Raw genomic sequence first — 18,137 nt, forward strand, 5'->3', positions numbered from 1 at the left:
CATTCCGAACCCGGAAGCTAAGCCCTCCAGCGCCGATGGTACTGCACTCGGGAGGGTGTGGGAGAGTAGGACACCGCCGGACAATCTTTCCAGTCAGGGTCACCCCAATCGGGGTGACCCTGACTGCGTTTGTGCATCGCTGCGTCCGCCTTTCGCGAATGGCCACGTACCGCTGGCCGGTTCTCGTAACGTCGGGGCGGGACCGCCGGGCGGCGAAGCGTCAGCCGGCATGGGGAAACGTGACATGCGGTACGCCTCGCTGACGATCGGGGTGGACCGGTCGGGGTACCTGCTTGATGGTTCGGCCGGAACTGACCGCCAGGGATTGGCGGAGGCAGGAGTGGGCATGAAGATCGGCATCATCGGATCCGGGCACATCGGCGGCACCCTCACCCGTCGACTGCGCGCACTGGGCCACGACGTGACGGTGGCCAACTCGCGCGGGCCACAGAGCCTGCGGGACCTGGCGGCCGAGACCGGTGCGACGGCCGGCACGCTGGAGGACGCGGCCCAGGAGGCCCAACTGGTGGTCCTCGCCGTCCCGCTGAAGGTCGTACCGGAGCTGCCGGCGGCGCTCTTCGACGGCAAGCTCGTGATCGACGCCGACAACTACTACCCGCAGCGCGATGGCGACGTCCCCGAGCTGCTCGACCGGAGCCTCAGCTCCAGCCGGTGGACCGCGGACCACCTCAAGGGCGCCCGCGTCGTCAAGGCCTTCAACAACATCCAGGCCGCCCACCTGATGGACAACGGCCGGCCGGCCGACGCCCCGGACCGGATCGGCCTGCCGGTGGCCGGCGACGACGCCGACGCCAAGCGGGTGGTCATGGCGCTGGTGGACGAGCTGGGTTTCGACCCGGTCGACGCCGGCACCCTCGACGAGAGCTGGCGCCAGCAGCCGGACACCCCGGTCTACGGCACCGACCGGGACGCCGAGGGCGTACGGCAGGGGCTGGCCGAGGCGCGTCCCTGAGGGCGTACGACGAAAGGAAGCCCCGGCGGCCACGTGGCCGCCGGGGCTTCCTGCTGCCTGCCCTCGACGGCGGTCAGGACGGCTCGGGGCCGCAGATGAAGCGCGGCTCGGGGTCGTAGCGCCAGCTGAACTTCTCCCGCTTGACGACCTTGCCGTCCTTCCGGATGACCCGGTAGGCGTCCTGGGCGAAGCCCTCGCTGCCGGCGGCCGAGATGCAGTCGGGGCCGGGCTCGAGGTAGATGGTCTTCGGCTGGGTGATGTCCCGGCGCGGGCCGTACTCGGTCTTGACGCTGTCGTAGATCTTCGTGCTCCAGATCGACACGGTGATCGTGCTGGAGGTGTACGAGGTGTCGATGAGCACGCCGTACTTCGTGTTGTTGCGGAACTTGAAGTCGAGGTCCGGCCAGAAGATCGTCGACTCGATCACCGCGGGGTAGCGGCTGAAGTAGAACGAGTGCGGCTTGTGCTCGACGTCCTCCAGGCCGGCGTAGTAGGTGGCGTTGAAGAGCGTCGTGGTGAACTGCGAGACGCCGCCGCCCACACCGGGGACGAGCTTGCCGTTCACGATCGTCGGCGCGTCCTGGTAGCCCTGGTCGTAGCCGCGCTCGCCCGTGTGCCCGTTCAGCGAGAACGTCTCGCCGGGCTGCACGATCGTGCCGTCGACGTCCTTGGCCGCCTGCACGATGTTCTGGCTGCGCGGCGAGGAGAGGCCGCCGGGGAACCGGGTGGTGAAGGTGGAGACCCGCTCCTTGATGCCCAGCTCGGCCAGCTTCGCCTCGGTCAGCTTCGGCTCGGCCGGCTTCAGCTCGGCGGTGACGGTGCGACCGTCCGCCTTGGGCAGCACGGCGAGCAGGTCCCGACCCAGGGTGGTGGCGTCGAGCTGCCGGCCGGGGCGGCCGGGCACCACCTTCGGCTTGCCGCCGGCGATGGTCAGGCCCGCGTCCTTCGGCTCCACCTCGATCTTCGCGAGCCGGTCGCCGAGGGCGGCGCGCAGCCGGTTGACGTCGATCCGGGGGGTCAGCTTGCCCGCCTCGTCGGCGGAGAACCGCAGGCTGCGGGCGATCGCGGCAGGCGGGATGCTGATCGAGCCCTGGCCGGTGGAGAGCGTCACCGGGGCCGCCACGGCCGGCTGGGCCAGCTCGGCCACCAACCGGTCGACCTCCTCACGGCTGGTCGCGGGCCACTTCTCGGCCAGCGGCACGGTCACCGGCGAGGCAGCGAGCCAGGCCGCCTTGACCGCCTCGGCCGCGCCGGTCTGGTCCACGGTGAGCGCCGGCTTCGGGTAGACGGGCTTCGGAGTGGTGCCGGAGAAGATGATCGCCGGCATCGTCATCTCCCGGCCCTGGGAGCCCATCGCCCGGCGCAGCGCCGCGTCCAGCCGGTCGGCGTCGAGGGTCACCACCGGGTTGATGGTGCGGCGGGAGCCGACGAGCCGGCTGACCACGTGCGCCTCGACCGCGGCGGCCGCCGCCACGGTGGCGTCGACGTCGACCGCGAGGCCGACGTCGGCGGGCTTCAGCTCGACGCTCCGCTCGCCGACCGTGACCTTCAGCGGGGCGCTCAACGCCGCCGAGCGGCGGTCCAGCTCGGCCCGCAGGGCCCGGGCCGCGTCGGCCTTGCTCCGGCCGCCCAGCTCCGCGCCGAGCACCATGGTGCCCCGGGGCACGTCCCCGGCGTACGCCCAGGTGCCGGCCCCCACCCCGGCGACGACCACGGCCGCGGCGATCCCGCCGGCGAGCAGCGTCCGTCCCCGCCGGAACCAGGCGGGGCGGTCGGGCCGGGCCGGACCCGGTGCGACGGGTTCCGGCTCGTCGGCCGGCCAGCTCACCGCGGTGACCTTCACCGTGGGCCGGTCGTCGGCGGGCGGGAGTTTTTCCCCGTACAGCGTCACAGCAACCTCGATCGGAAGTACCACGTGGGGACCGCTCCCCCACCCGGGAGACACCTACGGTAACCAACGCGCGAGCGGGCCGGGAGTGTCCGTCCCGGCGTCGTCGGCGCAGCGTGTCCCCGGGTCGGCGCGGTGTCACGGTGATCACCGGGGCCGGGCCGCCACCCGCGCGCGGGTCGTGGGACGGTGTCCGGGTGCGAACCGATGAGCGGGGCCTGGCGTACAGCGGCGGATGGTTGGACCGGGCGGGTGGGCTGCGTACCGATCCGGGGTGGGTCGCCGCGCGGCTGACCGACCGGGAGAGCGTGCTGCTGCCGTTCTGGCAGGACCGCTGCCTGGTGTCGGCGGAGCGGGTTCCGGTGCGCCGGGCCGCGGTCGAGGCGCGCGCTCTCCTCGCCGGCGCCGACGAGACGGTCTTCCTCGGCCTGGACGCCGGCCGGGCCGTCTTCGCCGTGGACCTGTCGGGCCTGGCCCAGCCGGAGGCGCTGGCGCTGGCCGGAGCTGCCGAGGCGGTGGACGTACGGGGCCTGGTGGGCGGGCTGGCGGCGGCCGACGCGGCCGTCCAGGCGTACGCCAAGGGGTTGCTGCACTGGCACCGGGGGCAGCGGTACTGCGGCTCCTGCGGGGCCGCCACGGCGGCGCGGGACGGCGGGCACACCCGCTCCTGCACCGGGCCCGGCTGCGGCCGGCTGCTCTTTCCCCGGATCGAGCCGGCGGTCATCATGCTGGTAGAGGCGCCCGGCGAGCCCGGGCGCTGCCTGCTGGCCCGGCACCGGGGCGCGCCGGAGGGGTCCTGGTCGACGCTGGCCGGCTTCGTGGAGGTCGGCGAGAGCCTGGAGGACGCGGTACGCCGGGAGTTGGCCGAGGAGGCCGGCGTGACGGTGTCCGGGATGGCGTACCAGGGTTCGCAGGCGTGGCCGTTCCCGGCGGGCCTGATGGTGGGCTTCCGGGCGACGGCGGTCTCGACCGAGGTGCGGGTGGACGGCGAGGAACTGGTGGACGCGCGCTGGTTCACCCGGGCGGAGTTGCGGGCCCGGGTGGCGGAGGGGCGTTCCCTCGGTCGGATCGACTCGATCGACCATCACCTGCTGGGGTCCTGGTTGGACGCTCGGGGGTGACGGCCCGGCCGACCGGTCAGCGGGGTCGGCCGGACGGGTGAGCGTGACGTCACCCTCAGCGGCTTGTCAGGTCTCCGTTACGGAACTGTGATGTACATCCGTGACGGCTACCACAGGTGAAACGTGTCGGTCTTCCTGTCGTAATCGATCCGTTTTGCCCAGGACCCCTTGCTGTCGGGATGTTAACCGTTGGTAACCCTCGGCGATCTTGATATCACGAGTGTGTTACCCGCCAGTAGCAAGGGGCTTGTGAGGTGTGTCGCTTCGCGAGAGCATCCAATCCGCGTACTGCGCGGTCCCCGTCGGCACAACGGTCGCCGCGCCGCCGAAGCAGCTTTCCCCGTCCCGAGTCGCGCCCCGCGGTCGGTGACGCACCCCCGTCGAGGAGGACCTGTGAGTGAATCGGAAGACCGCCAGGTGAGTGGCGGCACCCGCTGGCGTCGCTTCGCCGCGATGATGGTGCCGGCGACCGTCGTGGCCGGCGGCATCGTGCTCGGCATGGCGAACGGCGCCATCGCCGCCTCGTTCGCCGTCTCCGGCCAGACCTTCAAGGTCGGCGCCTCGAAGCTCGAGGGTGACGGCTTCAAGCAGTACGGCGGCGTGGCCCGGGAGAAGGACGGCACCCTGCACCCGGTCGCCGTGTCGGAGATCGCCGACGCCGACCTCTACGACCTCTGCCAGTCGGTCAACGCCAGCATCCCCGGCGTGCCGATCGTGCTGACCATCAACGCCGGTGGCGGCGGTAACCCGGCCAAGGCCAGCGGTCTGCTGATCGACATGGACTCCCTCGAGGGCAACGCGGAGTTCACCAACATCAAGATCGGTCGCGACGCGACCGACCTCAACCCGGACGCCCAGGCGAAGTCCTTCGGTCAGAGCGCCGACCACGTGACCATCACCGACCTGAAGCAGGTGGCCCGCTCCACCAGCGCCGGCACCTTCACGCTGAACGGCCTCAAGCTCAAGGTGAACGTGGGTCCGACCGCCAAAGAATGCTTCTGATCTGATGTCGAGGCCCGCGGAGGGCGCCCTCCGCGGGCCTCGACCTTGTCTCACCCCGACCGCAACGCCAGGAGGAGTACGTGACAACCGCCGAGACGCAGCACGCCCGGCCCGGTCGGCTCGGGCAGGCGTGGCGTGGGTTCCGCCGCTGGCGGCGGGCGCGGCCGTTCTGGGGTGGGCTCTTCACCGCGCTGGCCGGCCTGGAGATCTTCGGCACCACGCAGATGAGCCTGAACGGCCTCACCTTCCAGATGGGGCCGACCGGCTTCCTGTCCTGGCTGATCCCGGTCATCCTGGTCGCCTGCGGGATGCTGCTCTGGTTCAGCCCGGCCCAGCGGATGTTCTACGCGATCGTCGCGGCGATCACCGCGCTCTACTCGCTGATCGGGGTCAACCTCGGCGGGTTCTTCATCGGCCTGCTGTTCGGCATGATCGGCAGCGCGCTCGGCTTCGCCTGGGTGCCGGCCAAGAAGGCGGCCCCGGCCGGGGAGCCGGTCGCCGAGACCGGGCCGGCCGTGGAGGAGGACGCGGGCGAGGCCGAACCGGCCCTCGTCAACGACCTGCTGCCCCGGCAGCGCGAGGACGAGGCCACCGGCGTCCTCACCGACACGCTGCCCGAGCCGCGGAACCCGCTGCGCGAGCCGGCCCCGGCCGGTGACACCACCCAGGTGCTGCCGGCCGTCCGCCCAGACGGCCCGGAGGGCGGGCACCGCGACCCGAAGCTGTACTCGATCCTGCTGGTGCTCGCCTGCGTCTCGGCGGCGGGCCTCTTCGCGCTCCGGGGTGAGCAGCCCGCGCTCGCGGCCCCGGCCGCCTGCCCGACCACCACCGCCTCCGCCACCCCGAGCCCGTCCGGTTCGGCGTCTGGCTCGGCCTCGGCCAGCCCGAGCCCCACGCCGGAGGAGAGCTCGGACGGGAACCTCCTGACCGACATCATCGACGGCATCACCGGCCTGTTCACCGGCGGCGACTCGGGCAGCGCCGAAGCGTCGCCCACCCCGGCGCCGAGCGGCTCGGCCGCGCCGGCCGCCGCCGAGCCCCTGACGACCGGCGCCACCCCGACCGCGAGCGCCACCGGCGCGGCCCCGGGGCCGAGCGCCAGCACCTCCGCGAAGCCCTCGACCAAGCCGGGCGGCACCGGCTGCGCCAGGCCGCGACCGACCAAGCCGAAGCCGGTCGAGGCGGGCAAGCCACTGCCCCGGGTCGCCGCGGAGCCGAGCCAGCCGACGGTCGCCGACCCGCCGTCCAAGCTCACCGGCTCCAAGGTGACCATGACCGGGCTGCGGTTTGAGGGGATCGTCGAGCTGCCGACCCGCGACGGCACGCTCAAGTGCCTGAAGTTCACCATGGACCAGGCGGTGACGGACGACTTCGCCCTGCTGGCCACCGGACCGGCGGGCAAGCAGCAGCGGTACGTCACCGACCGGCTCACGGTGCAGGGTGACGTCGCCTTCTACGCCACCCGCTTCGTCGGGTACCTGCTCGGCATCAAGATCACGCTGACCCCGGACCTGCCGTTCCCCGACGGCATCCCGATCACCTCGCCGCTGCCGATCACCTTCACCGACCCGGTGATCGACCTGGCGTACGAGAACTCGAAGACGCTCACCGCCACGCCGAAGCTCAAGCTCGACCTGGCCTGATCCGCCGGGCACGAAAACGGCCGGGAGCCGGAGGGTGACCTCCGACGTCCCGGCCGTTCGCGTTGTCCTCAGAGGCGGGCCAGCGCCCGGCGCAGCGGGTCCAGGCCCAGCGCGCCCAGGTCGAGCGCCTGGCGGTGGAACTCCTTGAGGTCGAAGTCGGCGCCCTTGCGGGCCTTCGCCTCGTCCCGGGCCTGGAGCCAGATCCGCTCCCCCACCTTGTACGAGGGGGCCTGTCCCGGCCAGCCCAGGTAGCGGTTCAGCTCGAAGCGCAGGTTCTCGTCCGGCACCCGGCAGTGCGCCCGCATGAACTCCCAGCCCAGCTCGGGCGTCCAGCGCTCGCCCGGGTGGAAGCCGAACGGGTTGTCCTTCGGGATCTCCAGCTCCAGGTGCATGCCGATGTCGACGATCACGCGGGCGGCGCGGAACGCCTGCCCGTCGAGCATGCCGAGCTTGTCGCCCGGATCCTCCAGGTAGCCCAGATCGTCCATCAGCCGCTCGGAGTAGAGCGCCCAGCCCTCGCCGTGCCCGGAGACCCAGCAGAGCAGCCGCTGCCAGCGGTTGAGCAGTTCGGCGCGGACGGCGGTCTGGGCGACCTGGAGGTGGTGACCGGGCACGCCCTCGTGGTAGACGGTGGTCACCTCGCGCCAGGTGGAGAAGTCGGTGATGCCCTGCGGCACCGCCCACCACATCCGGCCGGGACGGGAGAAGTCCTCGCTCGGGCCGGTGTAGTAGATGGCGCCGTCGCTGGTCGGGGCGAGGCAGCACTCGATCCGGCGGACCTGCTCCGGGATGTCGAAGTGGGTGCCGTGCAGCTCGCTGATCGCCTTGTCGGCCAGTGCCTGCATCCAGTCCCGGAACGCCTCCTTGCCCTGGATGGTGCGGGCCGGGTCGGCGTCGAGCGCGCTGACGGCGTCATCGACACTGGCACCCGGTCCCGCGATGCGCTGGGCAACGGTTCGCATCTCGGCCTCCAGGCGGGCCAGCTCCGCGAAACCCCAGGCGTACGTCTCGTCGAGGTCGACCTTGGCGCCGAGGAAGTACTGCGAGGCCAGCTCGTACCGCTCCCGGCCGGCGGCCTGCTTCTCCCGGCCCTGCGGGGCCAGCTCGTCGCGGAGGAACTGCCCGAACTCGGCGGTGGCCCCGGTCGCGGCGGCGGCGCCCTTGCGCAGCTCGGCGCCGAGCGCGCCGTCGGCCCCGAGCCGCTCGACCAGGCCGTGGAAGAAGTTGTCCGCGTTCGGGTCGGTCCAGATGTCGCACTGCTTGGCGACCTCGACCAGCTGCACCCGCGAGCTGACCTTCCCGGCCGCGGCCGCCTCGCGCAGCGTCCGCTTGTAGCCCTCCAGGGCCGCCGGGAAGCGGTTGAGCCGGGCGGCGATGTTGGCCTTGGCGTCGTCGCCCTCGGTCGGCATGAGGTCGAAGACCATGCGGAGGTCGTGCAGGCCACTGGCGATCACGTTGACCTCGCTGGCGGTCTCGCCGGCCTCGTGCCGGGCGAGCTCCAGGCCGAGGCGCTCCTGCATGGCCTCCTTGGCGGTCCGCTCGGCCTCCGTGTCCGGCTCGGTCACGTCGAGGTCGGCCAGGGCGCGTCGGGTCAGATCGGCGCGGGCCGCGTACCCCTCGGGGGAGAGGTCGTCGAGCTGGTCGTCGTAGCCGGCGATGCCGACGTAGGTGGCGCCGGTCGGGCTCAGCGGCGCCCAGTCGGCCACGTACCGGTTGGCGAGGTCATCGATTCGTCCCACGGATGCGACCCTACGTGACCCCGCCACCCCGTTGTCGACCGTGTTTGCCCGGTTCACGCCAGTAGGTCGGCCGGATCGAAGTCGACCGCGCGTCCGCACGATATGGCGGGTGCTGTGGCGGTCGACACGGCGTCCGATTTTCGCGGGACTTCGTCGTACCCCTGCGGCAGAGTGTCAGGGGTGACGGCGGACTTGACTCCTGACCGGGCGGCCCTGCGGAGCTGGCTGCCCGGGTTCCTGGCGCTCGGCGTGATCTGGGGCTCCAGCTTCCTGTTCATCAAGGTCGGGGTAACCGAGCTGCACCCGCTGCACCTCACCCTTTACCGGGTCGCCACCGGCGCGGCGACCCTGCTGGTGGTGCTGGCCGTGCTGCGCGACCGGCTGCCCCGCGAGCCCCGCGTCTGGGCGCACCTGCTGGTGGTCGCCGCGTTCGGCGTCGCCCTGCCGTTCACCCTCTTCGGCTTCGGCGAGCAGCGGGTGGAGTCGATGCTCGCCGGCATCTGGAACGCCACCACGCCGCTGATCGTGCTGCCGTTGGCGGTGCTGGTCTTCCGCACCGAGCGGCTGACCGTGCGCCGGGCGGTCGGGCTGGCGCTGGGCTTCGCCGGCGTGCTGGTGGTGCTCGGCGTCTGGGAGGGCGTCGGCGGCTCGCACTTCACCGGCCAGCTCATGTGCCTGGGCGCGGCGGCCTGCTACGGGGTGGCCATCCCGTACCAGAAGAAGTTCATCGCGGGGAGCGCGTACTCCGGGCTGTCGCTGTCGGCGGCCCAGCTGCTGGTCGCCACGGCGCAGCTCGCGGTGGTCGCGCCGCTGGTGGCGGGAGCGCCGCCGGTGCCGACCGGGCTCTCCCTGCCGGTGGTGTCCAGCGTGCTGGCGCTCGGCGCGCTCGGCACCGGGCTGGCCTTCGTGATCAACCTGCGCAACATCCGGGTGGCCGGGGCGAGCACGGCGTCCACCGTCACGTACCTGATCCCGATCTTCGCGGTGCTGGTCGGCGCGGTGGTGCTCGGTGAGCGGATGAACTGGCACCAGCCGGTGGGCGCGCTGATCGTGCTCCTCGGCGTCGCGGTCGCGCAGGGCGTGCTCGGCCGACGCCGGCCCCGCACCGCCGTGGGCGAGCCCGCCCTGCGGACCGCCGAGCCCGCCCGGCGCTGACCGGCGGTCGAGCCTGCCGGCCGGTCAGCGGCGGGTGGCCGCCCACTTGACCAGGCGGTCCGCCTTCCAGGTGTTGACCACCCGGCTGGCCGGTACGCCGCACAGCGCCGCGCGTTCGCAGCCGAACCGCTGCCAGTCGAGCTGGCCAGGGGCGTGGGCGTCGGTGTTGATGGCGAACCGGCAGCCGGCCTCCAGCGCGCGGCGGATCAGCCGCTTCGGCGGGTCCTGCCGCTCCGGCCGGGAGTTGATCTCGACGGCGACGCCGTGCTCCGCGCAGGCCGCGAAGACGGCGTCCGCGTCGAAGTCGCTCTCGGCCCGGGTGCGCGCCCGGTGGCCGCGGTCGCCCGGGCCCGTCACCCCCGCCGGCCGGGACGACACCATCCGACCGGTGCAGTGGCCGAGGATGTCCAGGTGCGGGTTGGCGATCGCGGTGAGCATCCGCCGGGTCATCTTCGCCCGTTCGTCGTTCAGGCCGCTGTGCACCGAGCCGACCACCACGTCGAGCCGGGCGAGCAGCTCCTCGTCCTGGTCCAGCGAGCCGTCGGCGAGGATGTCCACCTCGATCCCGGTGAGGATGCGGAAGCCCTTCGGGAGCGCCTCGTTCACCGCCGCCACGTGGTCGAGCTGCCGGCGCAGCCGCTCCGCGGTCAGCCCCCGGGCCACCTTCAGCCGGGGCGAGTGGTCGGTCAGCACCAGGTACTCGTGGCCCAGCTCGACCGCGGCCAGGGCCATCTCCTCGATCGGTGATCCGCCGTCGGACCAGTCGGAGTGGGTGTGGCAGTCGCCCCGCAGCGCGTCCCGCAGCTTCGCCGCGGCCGCGTCCAGGTCGGTGCCCTCGGTGGCGACCAGCCGGCGCAGGTAGACCGGCTCCTCGCCGGCCAGCGACTCGGTCACGCACCGGGCGGTGACGTCGCCGACCCCGGCCAGCTCGGTGAGCTTCCCGGCGCGGGCGCGTTCGGCCACCTCCCCGGCGGGCAGCGCGGCGAGCGCGGTGGCCGCCGACCGGAACGCCCGGACCCGGTAGGTGGCCTCGTTCGCCTTCTCCAGCAGGAACGCGATCCGGCGCAGGTCGGCGATGGGATCCCGGGCACTCATGCCCTGCAACCTACGCGCCCGCGTCGCCAGCCGCCGAGTGTCGCCTGCGGTGTCGGGAGTGGACGCCGGTCAGCCGGCGTCGCCGGTGGTGGTGGGGGCCTTCGGGCAGCCGTGCTTCCGCTGCCAGGCGGCCACCTCGGTGGCCGGTCCGCGGTTGCCGCCCTTGCGCCACGAGTCCAGGTACGGGGCGGGCCAGATCACGCCCCGGCGGATCCACCAGTCGTCGTGGCCGGTGCACCTCGGGGAGAGCCCGAAGTGCAGGTGGCAGACGTTGTTGGCGTTGCCGGTGCGGCCGACCCTGCCGAGCTGCTGGCCGGCCTGGACGCGTACGCCCGCGTCGATGCCGGTGGCGATCGCGCTCAGGTGCGACCCGTAGTAGCGGACCCCGTCGTCGCCGAGCAGGGACACCGACAGCCCCCCGTTGTACGGGCCGAGCGGTCCGCTCTTCGAGAACCGGTCCACCCGGCTCACCTCGAGGATCCGGCCGTCGGTGACCGCCACGACCGGCTCGCCGCAGTCGGCGAAGATGTCCGTCCCCGGGTAGCCGGAGTGGGTCGGGTGGTAGGCGACGTTGCTCGCCTTCACCGGGAAGACGTGTCGCAGGGGCGTACGGGTCGACGAGGGGGCGGCGGAGGTCGGCGTGGCGGCGGGCTGCGCCGCGGTGGCCATCGGGCTCGGCCCCTGCCAGGAGCTGTCCGGGGCGGTCGCGGGCCGGGTGTCGGGGGCGCACCCGGCGGCCAGGGCCGGCACGAGCAGCAGCAGGATCGGGTACGCCGTACGCGGACGACGGCCGATCGATCGCGAGCGCATCCGGTCATCCTGGCAGACCAGTACGGTGGGGACGACCGCTGAGCGTCCCGGTCGCGCTGTGTGACGTCGGCGGGTGCACGATCCGTGAAGGGAGCAGGGCGATGGACGGGTGGCACGCCGTACCCGGGGAGACGGGCCCCGGCCGCCCGGCGCCGCGTACGCCGTCCGGGCTCTTCCCGGCCGGGGCGCCGATGCGGCCCGTCTGGCGCGAGCCGTACCCGGTGACCGGCGGCGGCGTCGCGGCCGGCGCGGTCACGGCCTTCGCCTGGCTGCTGCTGTTCGGCCTGCTCGGCCACGACGTGCCCAGCTACGCGTGGTGGACGCTGATCGCCGGCGGGCTGGCCTGGCTGGCCGCCGTCGCGCTGGTCCGGTACGGCGACCGGGGCGTGGCGACCGGGGTGGCGATCGTCACCGCGGGTGGCTGGAGCATCGCCGCAGCGATCGTCGCGGTCCGCTGGGCGCAGAGCGGAGACTGGCCGCTTTGGTGACCGGGAGTGAGGGTGCGCCTGCGCAGCGAACACCTCTTGACGTACGCGCGGTGACGGTTCACGCTCGCCGTATGGCCTGGACCACCCCGCCACGGCTCGACCCCGAGCGCAGCCGCCGCCGCCTGCAACTCCTCGCCGAGTTGGCCGGTGCCCGTGCGGTACGTCAGCGCGAGCGGCCGCAGCGGGTCCGCACCGAGCGTCTGCGCCAACTCATCGCCACCCGCCGGCGCATCGCCGGCTGACCGACTTTCTGCAGGGAACGGCCGGCCCTTCGGGGCGTTGACCGGTCGCCCGCCGACCCGACCGGTTAACGTGCACGCGTGACGAGTCGGCGTGCTGCCGAGGCCAAATTGGGGGGACCGTGTCGTACTTCGCTGCTGCCGTGGCACGCGTCGAGGGCGGCTGGACCGCCGAGGAGGTGAGCCTGCGCGGCGTCACCGACATCGAGGAGGTCGCCGACCGGCTGCGCGACGTCGAGCCGGACGCCGACCTCTCCCTGCTCTTCGTCGAGGCCGACGACACCTACCTGGTGATCCTGCGCCTGGACGAGGGTGAGGACCTGCGGATCTTCGGCTCCGACTCGGCGTACGCCGAGGAGTCGCGGCTCGGCGCCCTGCTCGTCGGCGACCTGAAGACCTCGGTCACCGGGCTGGAGGACACCGAGGAGCCGCGCGCCGCCGCCGGTGGCGACGAGGAGACCGAGCAGCCGGCCGTGGACCCGGAGGCCGACCCGGTCGGCGACGCGGACATCCTCGCCGACCTGGGCATCTCGGCGCAGAAGCTGCTCGCCCTCTGCGGGCACGAGGGCATGATGCCGGCCGACGTGACCGCCGAGATCTGCCAGGTGCTCGGCTGCGCGGACGAGGTCGAGGAGCTGCGTGAGGTCTGAGCCGGCCGGGCGGCCCTGGACCGGCGGCGGCGAGCCCGCCGACGCCACCGACCCGGCGCTGGAGACCGTACGCCCGGGGCAGCCGACCCCGGGCCGCCCGGGCCGGGTCGGGCCGGGCGCGGACGAGGGGCTGGCCGACCCGGGTGGGGTGGGCCGTCGGCAGCGGCACGAGCTGTGGATGCGCCGTGCCCTGGAGATCGCGGTGACCGGCCCGGACACCGTCCCGCCCGAGGACGGCGACGCTGCGGCCGAGGATGTGCCGGTCGGCGCGGTCCTGTACGGCCCGGACGGCGCGGAGCTGGCGATCGGGCGCAACGAGCGGGAGCTCAGCGGGGACCCGACCGCGCACGCCGAGGTGCTGGCGCTGCGCCGGGCCGCGGAGCGGCTGGGCCGGTGGCGGCTGGAGGGCTGCACCCTGGTGGTGACGCTGGAACCGTGCACGATGTGCGCGGGGGCGATCGCGCTGGCCCGGGTCTCGACGGTGGTCTTCGGCGCCTGGGAACCGAAGACGGGCGCCGTCGGCTCGCTCTGGGACGTGCTGCGCGACCGCCGCCTCACCCACCGCCCCGAGGTGTACGGCGGCGTGCTGGAGACGGAGAGCGCCGCCCTGCTCCGCGCCTTCTTCCGCTGACCACCCGCGCCCGGTGCCGGGGCGCCCGGGTCGGGTCGGGCACTGTTTCCCGGAAATAGTGGCTTCCCTGGACGGAATGGCCACTATTTCCGGGAAACAGCGCGCACGATCCGGGCTCAGGCGGCGGCCGGGGCGGGGCGGAGGAGGGTTTCGGCGACCGCGCGGGCGGCGTCGGTCCACGGGGCGGGGCGCAGGGTCAGCGGGTCGAGGCGGACGATCGCCCGGGTGCCCTCGGCGTAGACGGTGTCGCCGTCGACCGAGCGGAACTGGAAGGCGTACTCGGCGCTGCTGGTGCCGAAGTGCTCCAGCCAGAAGTGCACCGCCACCGGGCCGGTGGTGGCGATCGGGGCGCGGTAGCGGATGGTGAACTCGCGGACCGCGTGGAACACGTCGGGTGAGCTGTCCCGGCCCCGGAAGCCGTGCCCCCGGTCGGCCCAGTACGGGGTGAGCGCCCGTTCCAGCAGCACCGCGTACCGGGCGTTGTGCAGGATGCCGAGGGCGTCGAGGTCGTCGAAGTGCACCGTGACGTGCTCGACGTGACCGAACTCGACGACCGGCCGGTCGACGGTGGCGTGGCTCATGACGGACCTTCCGTTAGCAGGGTCGGGTCGGGGCACAGCGCCCGGAGGCGGTGCAGCAGGCCCTGGCGGGCGTGCCGGTAGGTGGCCTCCGGATCCAGCAGCTGGGACCGCATCGCCGCGCTGATCCCGAGCGCGTCGATCTCGTACGCCAGTTGCGGGACGTCCAGGTCGGCGGGGAGTTCGCCGAGCTCGACCGCCTCCCGGACGAGCCGTTCGAGGAACGCGGTCCAGTCGCCGAACGCCTCGGCGAGCCGGTCCCGCACCGGGCCGGGACGGGCGTTGTACTCGAACTCGGTGTTGGCGAAGAAGCAGCCGCCGGGGAGCACCCGGGCGGCGTAGAAGTCGATCCGGGCCTCGTGCAGGGCCCGCAGCCGCCGGACGCCGCGCGGGGCGCGCAGGGCCGGCGCGACGATCAGCTCCTGCCACTGCGCCACGGCCCGCTCGACCGTGGCGAGCTGGAGGGCCTCCTTGGAGCGCCAGTGCGCGAAGAGGCCGGACTTGCTGACCCCGAGCCGGTCGGCGAGCTGGCCGAGGGAGAGCCCGTCCAGGCCCACCTCGGTGGCCAGCGCCACGGCGGTGTCGAGCACCGCCGTGCGGGTGCGGTCGCCGCGCGCCAGGCGGCCGTCGGACGTCATGCGGGCAGCGTAACCAAAAAAGCACGACCGGTCGTATTTATTTTTGTGATCCAGAACGCAGACCGCCCCGCCACCAGCCGGCGGCGGGGCGGTCGAAGGCTCGGACGGTCAGGCGATGACGGTGTCGAGGGCGACCTCGACCATCTGGCTGAAGGTCTGCTCGCGCTCGGCGGAGGTGGTCTTCTCGCCGGTCTTGATGTGGTCGCTGACGGTCAGGATGGTCAGCGCGCGAGCCTTGAACCGGGCGGCGATCGTGTAGAGCGCCGCCGACTCCATCTCCACCGCGAGCACGCCGTAGTCGGCGAGCGTGTCGTAGAGGTCCGGCCGGTCGGTGTAGAAGGCGTCCGCCGCCAGGATCGGTCCCACGTGCATCGTGATGCCGCGCCGCTCGGCCACCTCGACCGAGGTACGCAGCAGCCCGAAGTCGGCCACCGGCGCGTAGTCGATCAGACCGTCGAACCGCATCCGGTTCATGTTCGAGTCGGTGGACGAGCCGATCGCGGCGATCACGTCCCGCAGCTGGAGGTCCTCACTGAGGGCACCGCAGGAGCCGACCCGGATCAACGTCTTCACGCCGTACTCGTTGATCAGCTCGTGGGCGTAGATGGAGGCGGAGGGCATGCCCATGCCGGAGCCCTGGACGGAGACCTCGACGCCGTTCCAGCGGCCGGTGAAGCCCAGCATGCCGCGGACCGTCGTGTAGCAGCGGGCGTCCTCGAGGTAGGTCTCCGCGATCCACTTGGCCCGCAGCGGGTCGCCCGGCATCAGGACCCGCTCGGCGATCTCTCCCGGCTCAGCGCCGATGTGCGTACTCATGCCAAAGATCCTGCCAGGCCGGACCGGGGGATACCGGTTGGGAGTCCGTACCCGTGGTCCTGTACCCTACTCGGCGGTGGTGTGTCCGAGTGGCCTAAGGAGCACGCCTCGAAAGCGTGTGAGGGTTTACGCCCTCCGCGGGTTCAAATCCCGCCGCCACCGCTCGTGAATACGAGAACGCCCGGTCGATCCGTGAGGATCGGCCGGGCGTTCCGCCTTGTGGTCTCAGTTGGCTTCCGCCCTCAGCTCGCGACCGGGCTGGGGTGATGCGTCCGTTGCCGGCGCGTCTCCGGCCGGCCGACGTAGCCGGGACAGCGCGACGACGCGGGCGGTCAGCACGCCGGCGTTCATCACGGCCGCGACGGCCGTCCAGCCGACCAGGGCAATCGAGTAGTAACAAAGCTGGGTGAACGTGATGTCCCGCCCGCCGCCGACGACCCGACCGAGGAGGTCCGGAAGGGCTACCAGCAGGGCGAGGGGGGCGAGCCGGGGCAACAGCCGTAGGGCCAACCGCCACGACGGCCGGGTGGCGAAACGGTCTGCCCAGATCCGGGCGCGTCGCAGGTTGCGGATGCCGAGCAGAAGGCTGAGCAGGGTGAGGCTGGCCAGCGCCAGGTCAACGATTAGCCGTACCGGTGCGCCGGATGAGGGCTCGCTCCCGGTCACGAGGATGGCCAGCTCGTCCGCGAGCGGGGTGATGCCTTCGTTGGCGAGGCCGATTCCGCTGTTGCCGATCACCGCGATGCCGTAGCCGCCCGGGAGCAACAGTGCGTCGGCGGTGTAGGTGAACCACACGCCGTTGTGATTGACCCGGCCTTTCTGGTCGGTGTCCCAGCCCATCCCGTACGTCCAGCGTGAGTCCGACGAGGTGTGCATGGCAGTGATGCCCGTGGCCGAGACCAGGCGTGTTCCGTTCGCGGCCACGCCGGCGTTGCTCTGCACGATCAGCCATTTCGCCAGGTCCGACGCCGTGGTGACGACGCCGTCGGATCCGTTGACGAATCGCTTCGGCTCGGCGGCGGGAATCGACGCGCCGTAGGCGTAGACATATCCCTTACGCACGTCGCGCGGCAGATCTCGTGGCGTTTGGTTGATCGTGGTGGTCGCACCCATGCCGATCGGCTCGAAGACATGGCGCCGTAGATAGTCCGTGAACGGCTCGCCCGCGACGACCTCCACCAGTCGAGCGGCAAGGTGGTAGTTGGTGTTCGTGTACCTGTGCTCCGTGCCCGGCGCGGCGGACAATTTCGCGGTCCGGGCTCGGATCACGGCGTCAGCGAGCGAGTCGGGCTGAGGCAGGCTCTTTTCCGGGAACGTGCCATCGGTGATCCCTGAGCTCTGGTTCAGCAGCTGGCGTACCGTGATCTGCGATCCTCGGGGGTCGGCGATCCGGAAATCAGGCAGGTAGTCGCGCACCGGCGACTCCAACGTCACCTTGCCCGCCTCGACCAGTTGCATCACGGCGAGCGCGGTGAACGACTTGCTGACGGAGGCGGTCGGCATCGGGGTCGCAGCGGTCACCGCGGCGCCAGCGGAGTCGTGGCCGTATCCGCCCGCGTACAACACCTGGTTGCCTTTGGTGATCGTCACGGCGATTCCCCGATAGCCCGCCTTTCCCGCGTAGGCGGACACCACTCGTTCGATGGCGGCCCCGTCAGGTTCCTGCTTGGCGCTCGCGGTGCCCGGCATCATCAGAACCACCACACCGGCGGTAAGGGGTGCTACCACAGCCCACCGCGACTTTTTGCCCTGCCACACAACGTGCTCCCAACGCCTCGGTTGTACCGGCCACGCTAGGTATCGCGACAGCCCAGGGGCAGGACCCGAAGGACAGCAGCCACCACTGACTTTCGTTGAGTTTCGGGCGAGTCGTTCCCCGCAGATTCCTGATGCTGACGGTTCCCTGCGGTACGCAGTTGTCCTTGACGTCGTGCAGCGCCGGGACGATCAGGCGTCGAGCGGATGCGCGGCGATCCGGAGGCGTCCGCCGGATTCGATTGACTGTGCTGCCGCGCTGGACGGCTTGCGTTCCGCCTGGTCCTCGAACGAGGCCAGGAACTCGGTGGCGAAGTCGAGTCGCGGATACCGGTCGAGCACGCTTTTCCTGCGGGCCGCGGAGAATTCCTCAGGACGTCGTCCTGCCACGTCCCAGGCCGTCGCGACCTGCAGCAGGTGGGACTCGGCGTCGTCGGCGGCGGACACGTCGGCGCGCATGTGGGTGACGATGATGTGTTCCGCGCGGGCCGCGCGGGCCTCGGGCCAGCCGGCGGCGACTCCGAATACCCACGCGAGGTTCCCGCCGGCCTCCTCGAACGGAAGGGAATGACTGTCGAACGGCTCGGTGAGCCCGGCATCGTGGAGGAGGGCCGAGACGTAGTACAGCTCGTCGTCGAAGGCGATTCCGTGTGCACGGGCGTACATCACCCCCCACAGGTATGACCGGATGGAGTGGTGGAGCAGCGCAGGCGAGCAGTAACGGGTGGCCACGGACAGCGCGGCCGTCCCCGCAGGCGTACTGGGCAGTTCCGGCAATCCGGAAAACTCAGGCATGGGCGGAGTGTAGTTCCGGCGCCTCTGACATCAGGACCACTCGTTGTCGTGTCGATTCTCGTCCGGGTTCGTTGTTAACGCCCGATCCACCCCGGCGCGTTCCCTCAGCGGGAGGTGCGAC

At 72.1% G+C, this 18,137-nt stretch carries 18 protein-coding genes, 1 tRNA gene and 1 rRNA gene; 11 read left to right on the plus strand and 9 right to left on the minus strand.

From position 1 onward, the window contains the following. Window positions 1-82: ribosomal RNA gene (gene rrf, locus ACGFI9_RS14680) — 5S ribosomal RNA — on the plus strand; the annotation flags it as partial. Window positions 83-346: 264 nt separating this feature from the next. Then, window positions 347-973 (plus strand): NADPH-dependent F420 reductase, encoded by a 627-nt coding sequence (locus ACGFI9_RS14685; RefSeq protein ID WP_393178486.1) that lies wholly within the window; start codon window positions 347-349, stop codon window positions 971-973. Window positions 974-1,046: 73 nt separating this feature from the next. Here the strand turns inward: ACGFI9_RS14685 and ACGFI9_RS14690 are convergent, their stop codons facing one another. Further along, complete coding sequence (locus ACGFI9_RS14690; protein ID WP_393178487.1) at window positions 1,047-2,864, minus strand: VanW family protein; 1,818 nt, start codon at window positions 2,862-2,864, stop codon at window positions 1,047-1,049. A 194-nt stretch (window positions 2,865-3,058) separates the two neighbouring features. Between ACGFI9_RS14690 and nudC the strand changes: the two genes are divergently transcribed. The 3 genes from nudC (at window position 3,059) to ACGFI9_RS14705 (ending at window position 6,627) form a co-directional block, all read left to right on the plus strand. Then, on the plus strand, window positions 3,059-3,982 hold the full coding sequence (nudC, locus tag ACGFI9_RS14695) for an NAD(+) diphosphatase (RefSeq protein ID WP_393178488.1): 924 nt from the start codon (window positions 3,059-3,061) through the stop codon (window positions 3,980-3,982). A 453-nt stretch (window positions 3,983-4,435) separates the two neighbouring features. Continuing rightward, the gene (locus ACGFI9_RS14700) at window positions 4,436-4,984 is read left to right on the plus strand and encodes a DUF6230 family protein (RefSeq protein WP_393178888.1); all 549 of its coding nucleotides are present in this window, start codon (window positions 4,436-4,438) and stop codon (window positions 4,982-4,984) included. Window positions 4,985-5,064: 80 nt separating this feature from the next. Then, a complete protein-coding gene (locus ACGFI9_RS14705; protein ID WP_393178489.1) occupies window positions 5,065-6,627 on the plus strand; it encodes a DUF6114 domain-containing protein in 1,563 nt (520 codons plus the stop codon). Between the two features lie 68 nt (window positions 6,628-6,695). Here the strand turns inward: ACGFI9_RS14705 and ACGFI9_RS14710 are convergent, their stop codons facing one another. After that, window positions 6,696-8,366: a DUF885 domain-containing protein gene (locus ACGFI9_RS14710; protein WP_393178490.1), complete on the minus strand. Its 1,671-nt coding sequence runs from the start codon at window positions 8,364-8,366 to the stop codon at window positions 6,696-6,698. 180 nt (window positions 8,367-8,546) lie between these two features. On the opposite strand from ACGFI9_RS14710, the gene ACGFI9_RS14715 reads away from it, so the two are divergent. Continuing rightward, the gene (locus tag ACGFI9_RS14715) at window positions 8,547-9,521 is read left to right on the plus strand and encodes a DMT family transporter (protein WP_393178491.1); all 975 of its coding nucleotides are present in this window, start codon (window positions 8,547-8,549) and stop codon (window positions 9,519-9,521) included. 24 nt (window positions 9,522-9,545) lie between these two features. Here the strand turns inward: ACGFI9_RS14715 and ACGFI9_RS14720 are convergent, their stop codons facing one another. Beyond that, on the minus strand, window positions 9,546-10,616 hold the full coding sequence (locus tag ACGFI9_RS14720; protein ID WP_393178492.1) for a PHP domain-containing protein: 1,071 nt from the start codon (window positions 10,614-10,616) through the stop codon (window positions 9,546-9,548). 69 nt (window positions 10,617-10,685) lie between these two features. Continuing rightward, a complete protein-coding gene (locus ACGFI9_RS14725; protein ID WP_393178493.1) occupies window positions 10,686-11,426 on the minus strand; it encodes a M23 family metallopeptidase in 741 nt (246 codons plus the stop codon). Window positions 11,427-11,527: 101 nt separating this feature from the next. On the opposite strand from ACGFI9_RS14725, the gene ACGFI9_RS14730 reads away from it, so the two are divergent. From ACGFI9_RS14730 to ACGFI9_RS14745, 4 genes are all read left to right on the plus strand, one after another. Continuing rightward, the gene (locus ACGFI9_RS14730; protein WP_393178494.1) at window positions 11,528-11,914 is read left to right on the plus strand and encodes a hypothetical protein; all 387 of its coding nucleotides are present in this window, start codon (window positions 11,528-11,530) and stop codon (window positions 11,912-11,914) included. Between the two features lie 71 nt (window positions 11,915-11,985). After that, window positions 11,986-12,156 (plus strand): hypothetical protein, encoded by a 171-nt coding sequence (locus ACGFI9_RS14735; protein WP_387143178.1) that lies wholly within the window; start codon window positions 11,986-11,988, stop codon window positions 12,154-12,156. Window positions 12,157-12,275: 119 nt separating this feature from the next. Further along, window positions 12,276-12,803 (plus strand): tRNA adenosine deaminase-associated protein, encoded by a 528-nt coding sequence (locus ACGFI9_RS14740; RefSeq protein WP_393178495.1) that lies wholly within the window; start codon window positions 12,276-12,278, stop codon window positions 12,801-12,803. 178 nt (window positions 12,804-12,981) lie between these two features. Continuing rightward, entirely contained in the window at window positions 12,982-13,434 is a 453-nt protein-coding gene (locus ACGFI9_RS14745) for a nucleoside deaminase (protein WP_393178889.1), read from the plus strand. Between the two features lie 116 nt (window positions 13,435-13,550). On the opposite strand, the gene ACGFI9_RS14750 is transcribed toward ACGFI9_RS14745, so the two are convergent. The 3 genes from ACGFI9_RS14750 to deoD form a co-directional block, all read right to left on the minus strand. After that, complete coding sequence (locus ACGFI9_RS14750; RefSeq protein WP_393178496.1) at window positions 13,551-14,015, minus strand: acyl-CoA thioesterase; 465 nt, start codon at window positions 14,013-14,015, stop codon at window positions 13,551-13,553. After that, on the minus strand, window positions 14,012-14,650 hold the full coding sequence (locus ACGFI9_RS14755; protein ID WP_393178497.1) for a TetR/AcrR family transcriptional regulator: 639 nt from the start codon (window positions 14,648-14,650) through the stop codon (window positions 14,012-14,014). Before ACGFI9_RS14755 ends, ACGFI9_RS14750 begins: the two co-directional genes overlap by 4 nt. A gap of 108 nt (window positions 14,651-14,758) precedes the next feature. Further along, the gene (gene deoD, locus ACGFI9_RS14760) at window positions 14,759-15,466 is read right to left on the minus strand and encodes a purine-nucleoside phosphorylase (RefSeq protein ID WP_393178498.1); all 708 of its coding nucleotides are present in this window, start codon (window positions 15,464-15,466) and stop codon (window positions 14,759-14,761) included. A gap of 75 nt (window positions 15,467-15,541) precedes the next feature. Here deoD and ACGFI9_RS14765 point away from each other — a divergent pair. Continuing rightward, window positions 15,542-15,628 (plus strand) — tRNA-Ser (locus tag ACGFI9_RS14765). A 63-nt stretch (window positions 15,629-15,691) separates the two neighbouring features. On the opposite strand, the gene ACGFI9_RS14770 is transcribed toward ACGFI9_RS14765, so the two are convergent. Continuing rightward, window positions 15,692-17,158 carry a serine hydrolase domain-containing protein gene (locus tag ACGFI9_RS14770; RefSeq protein WP_393178890.1) on the minus strand — a complete coding sequence of 489 codons (1,467 nt, stop codon included), beginning with the start codon at window positions 17,156-17,158 and terminating at the stop codon, window positions 15,692-15,694. 255 nt (window positions 17,159-17,413) lie between these two features. Then, window positions 17,414-18,016 carry an HD domain-containing protein gene (locus tag ACGFI9_RS14775; RefSeq protein ID WP_393178499.1) on the minus strand — a complete coding sequence of 201 codons (603 nt, stop codon included), beginning with the start codon at window positions 18,014-18,016 and terminating at the stop codon, window positions 17,414-17,416. Window positions 18,017-18,137: the final 121 nt, after the last annotated feature.

The sequence above is a fragment of the Micromonospora sp. NPDC048930 genome (assembly GCF_043197935.1).
Lineage (GTDB): Bacteria > Actinomycetota > Actinomycetes > Mycobacteriales > Micromonosporaceae > Micromonospora.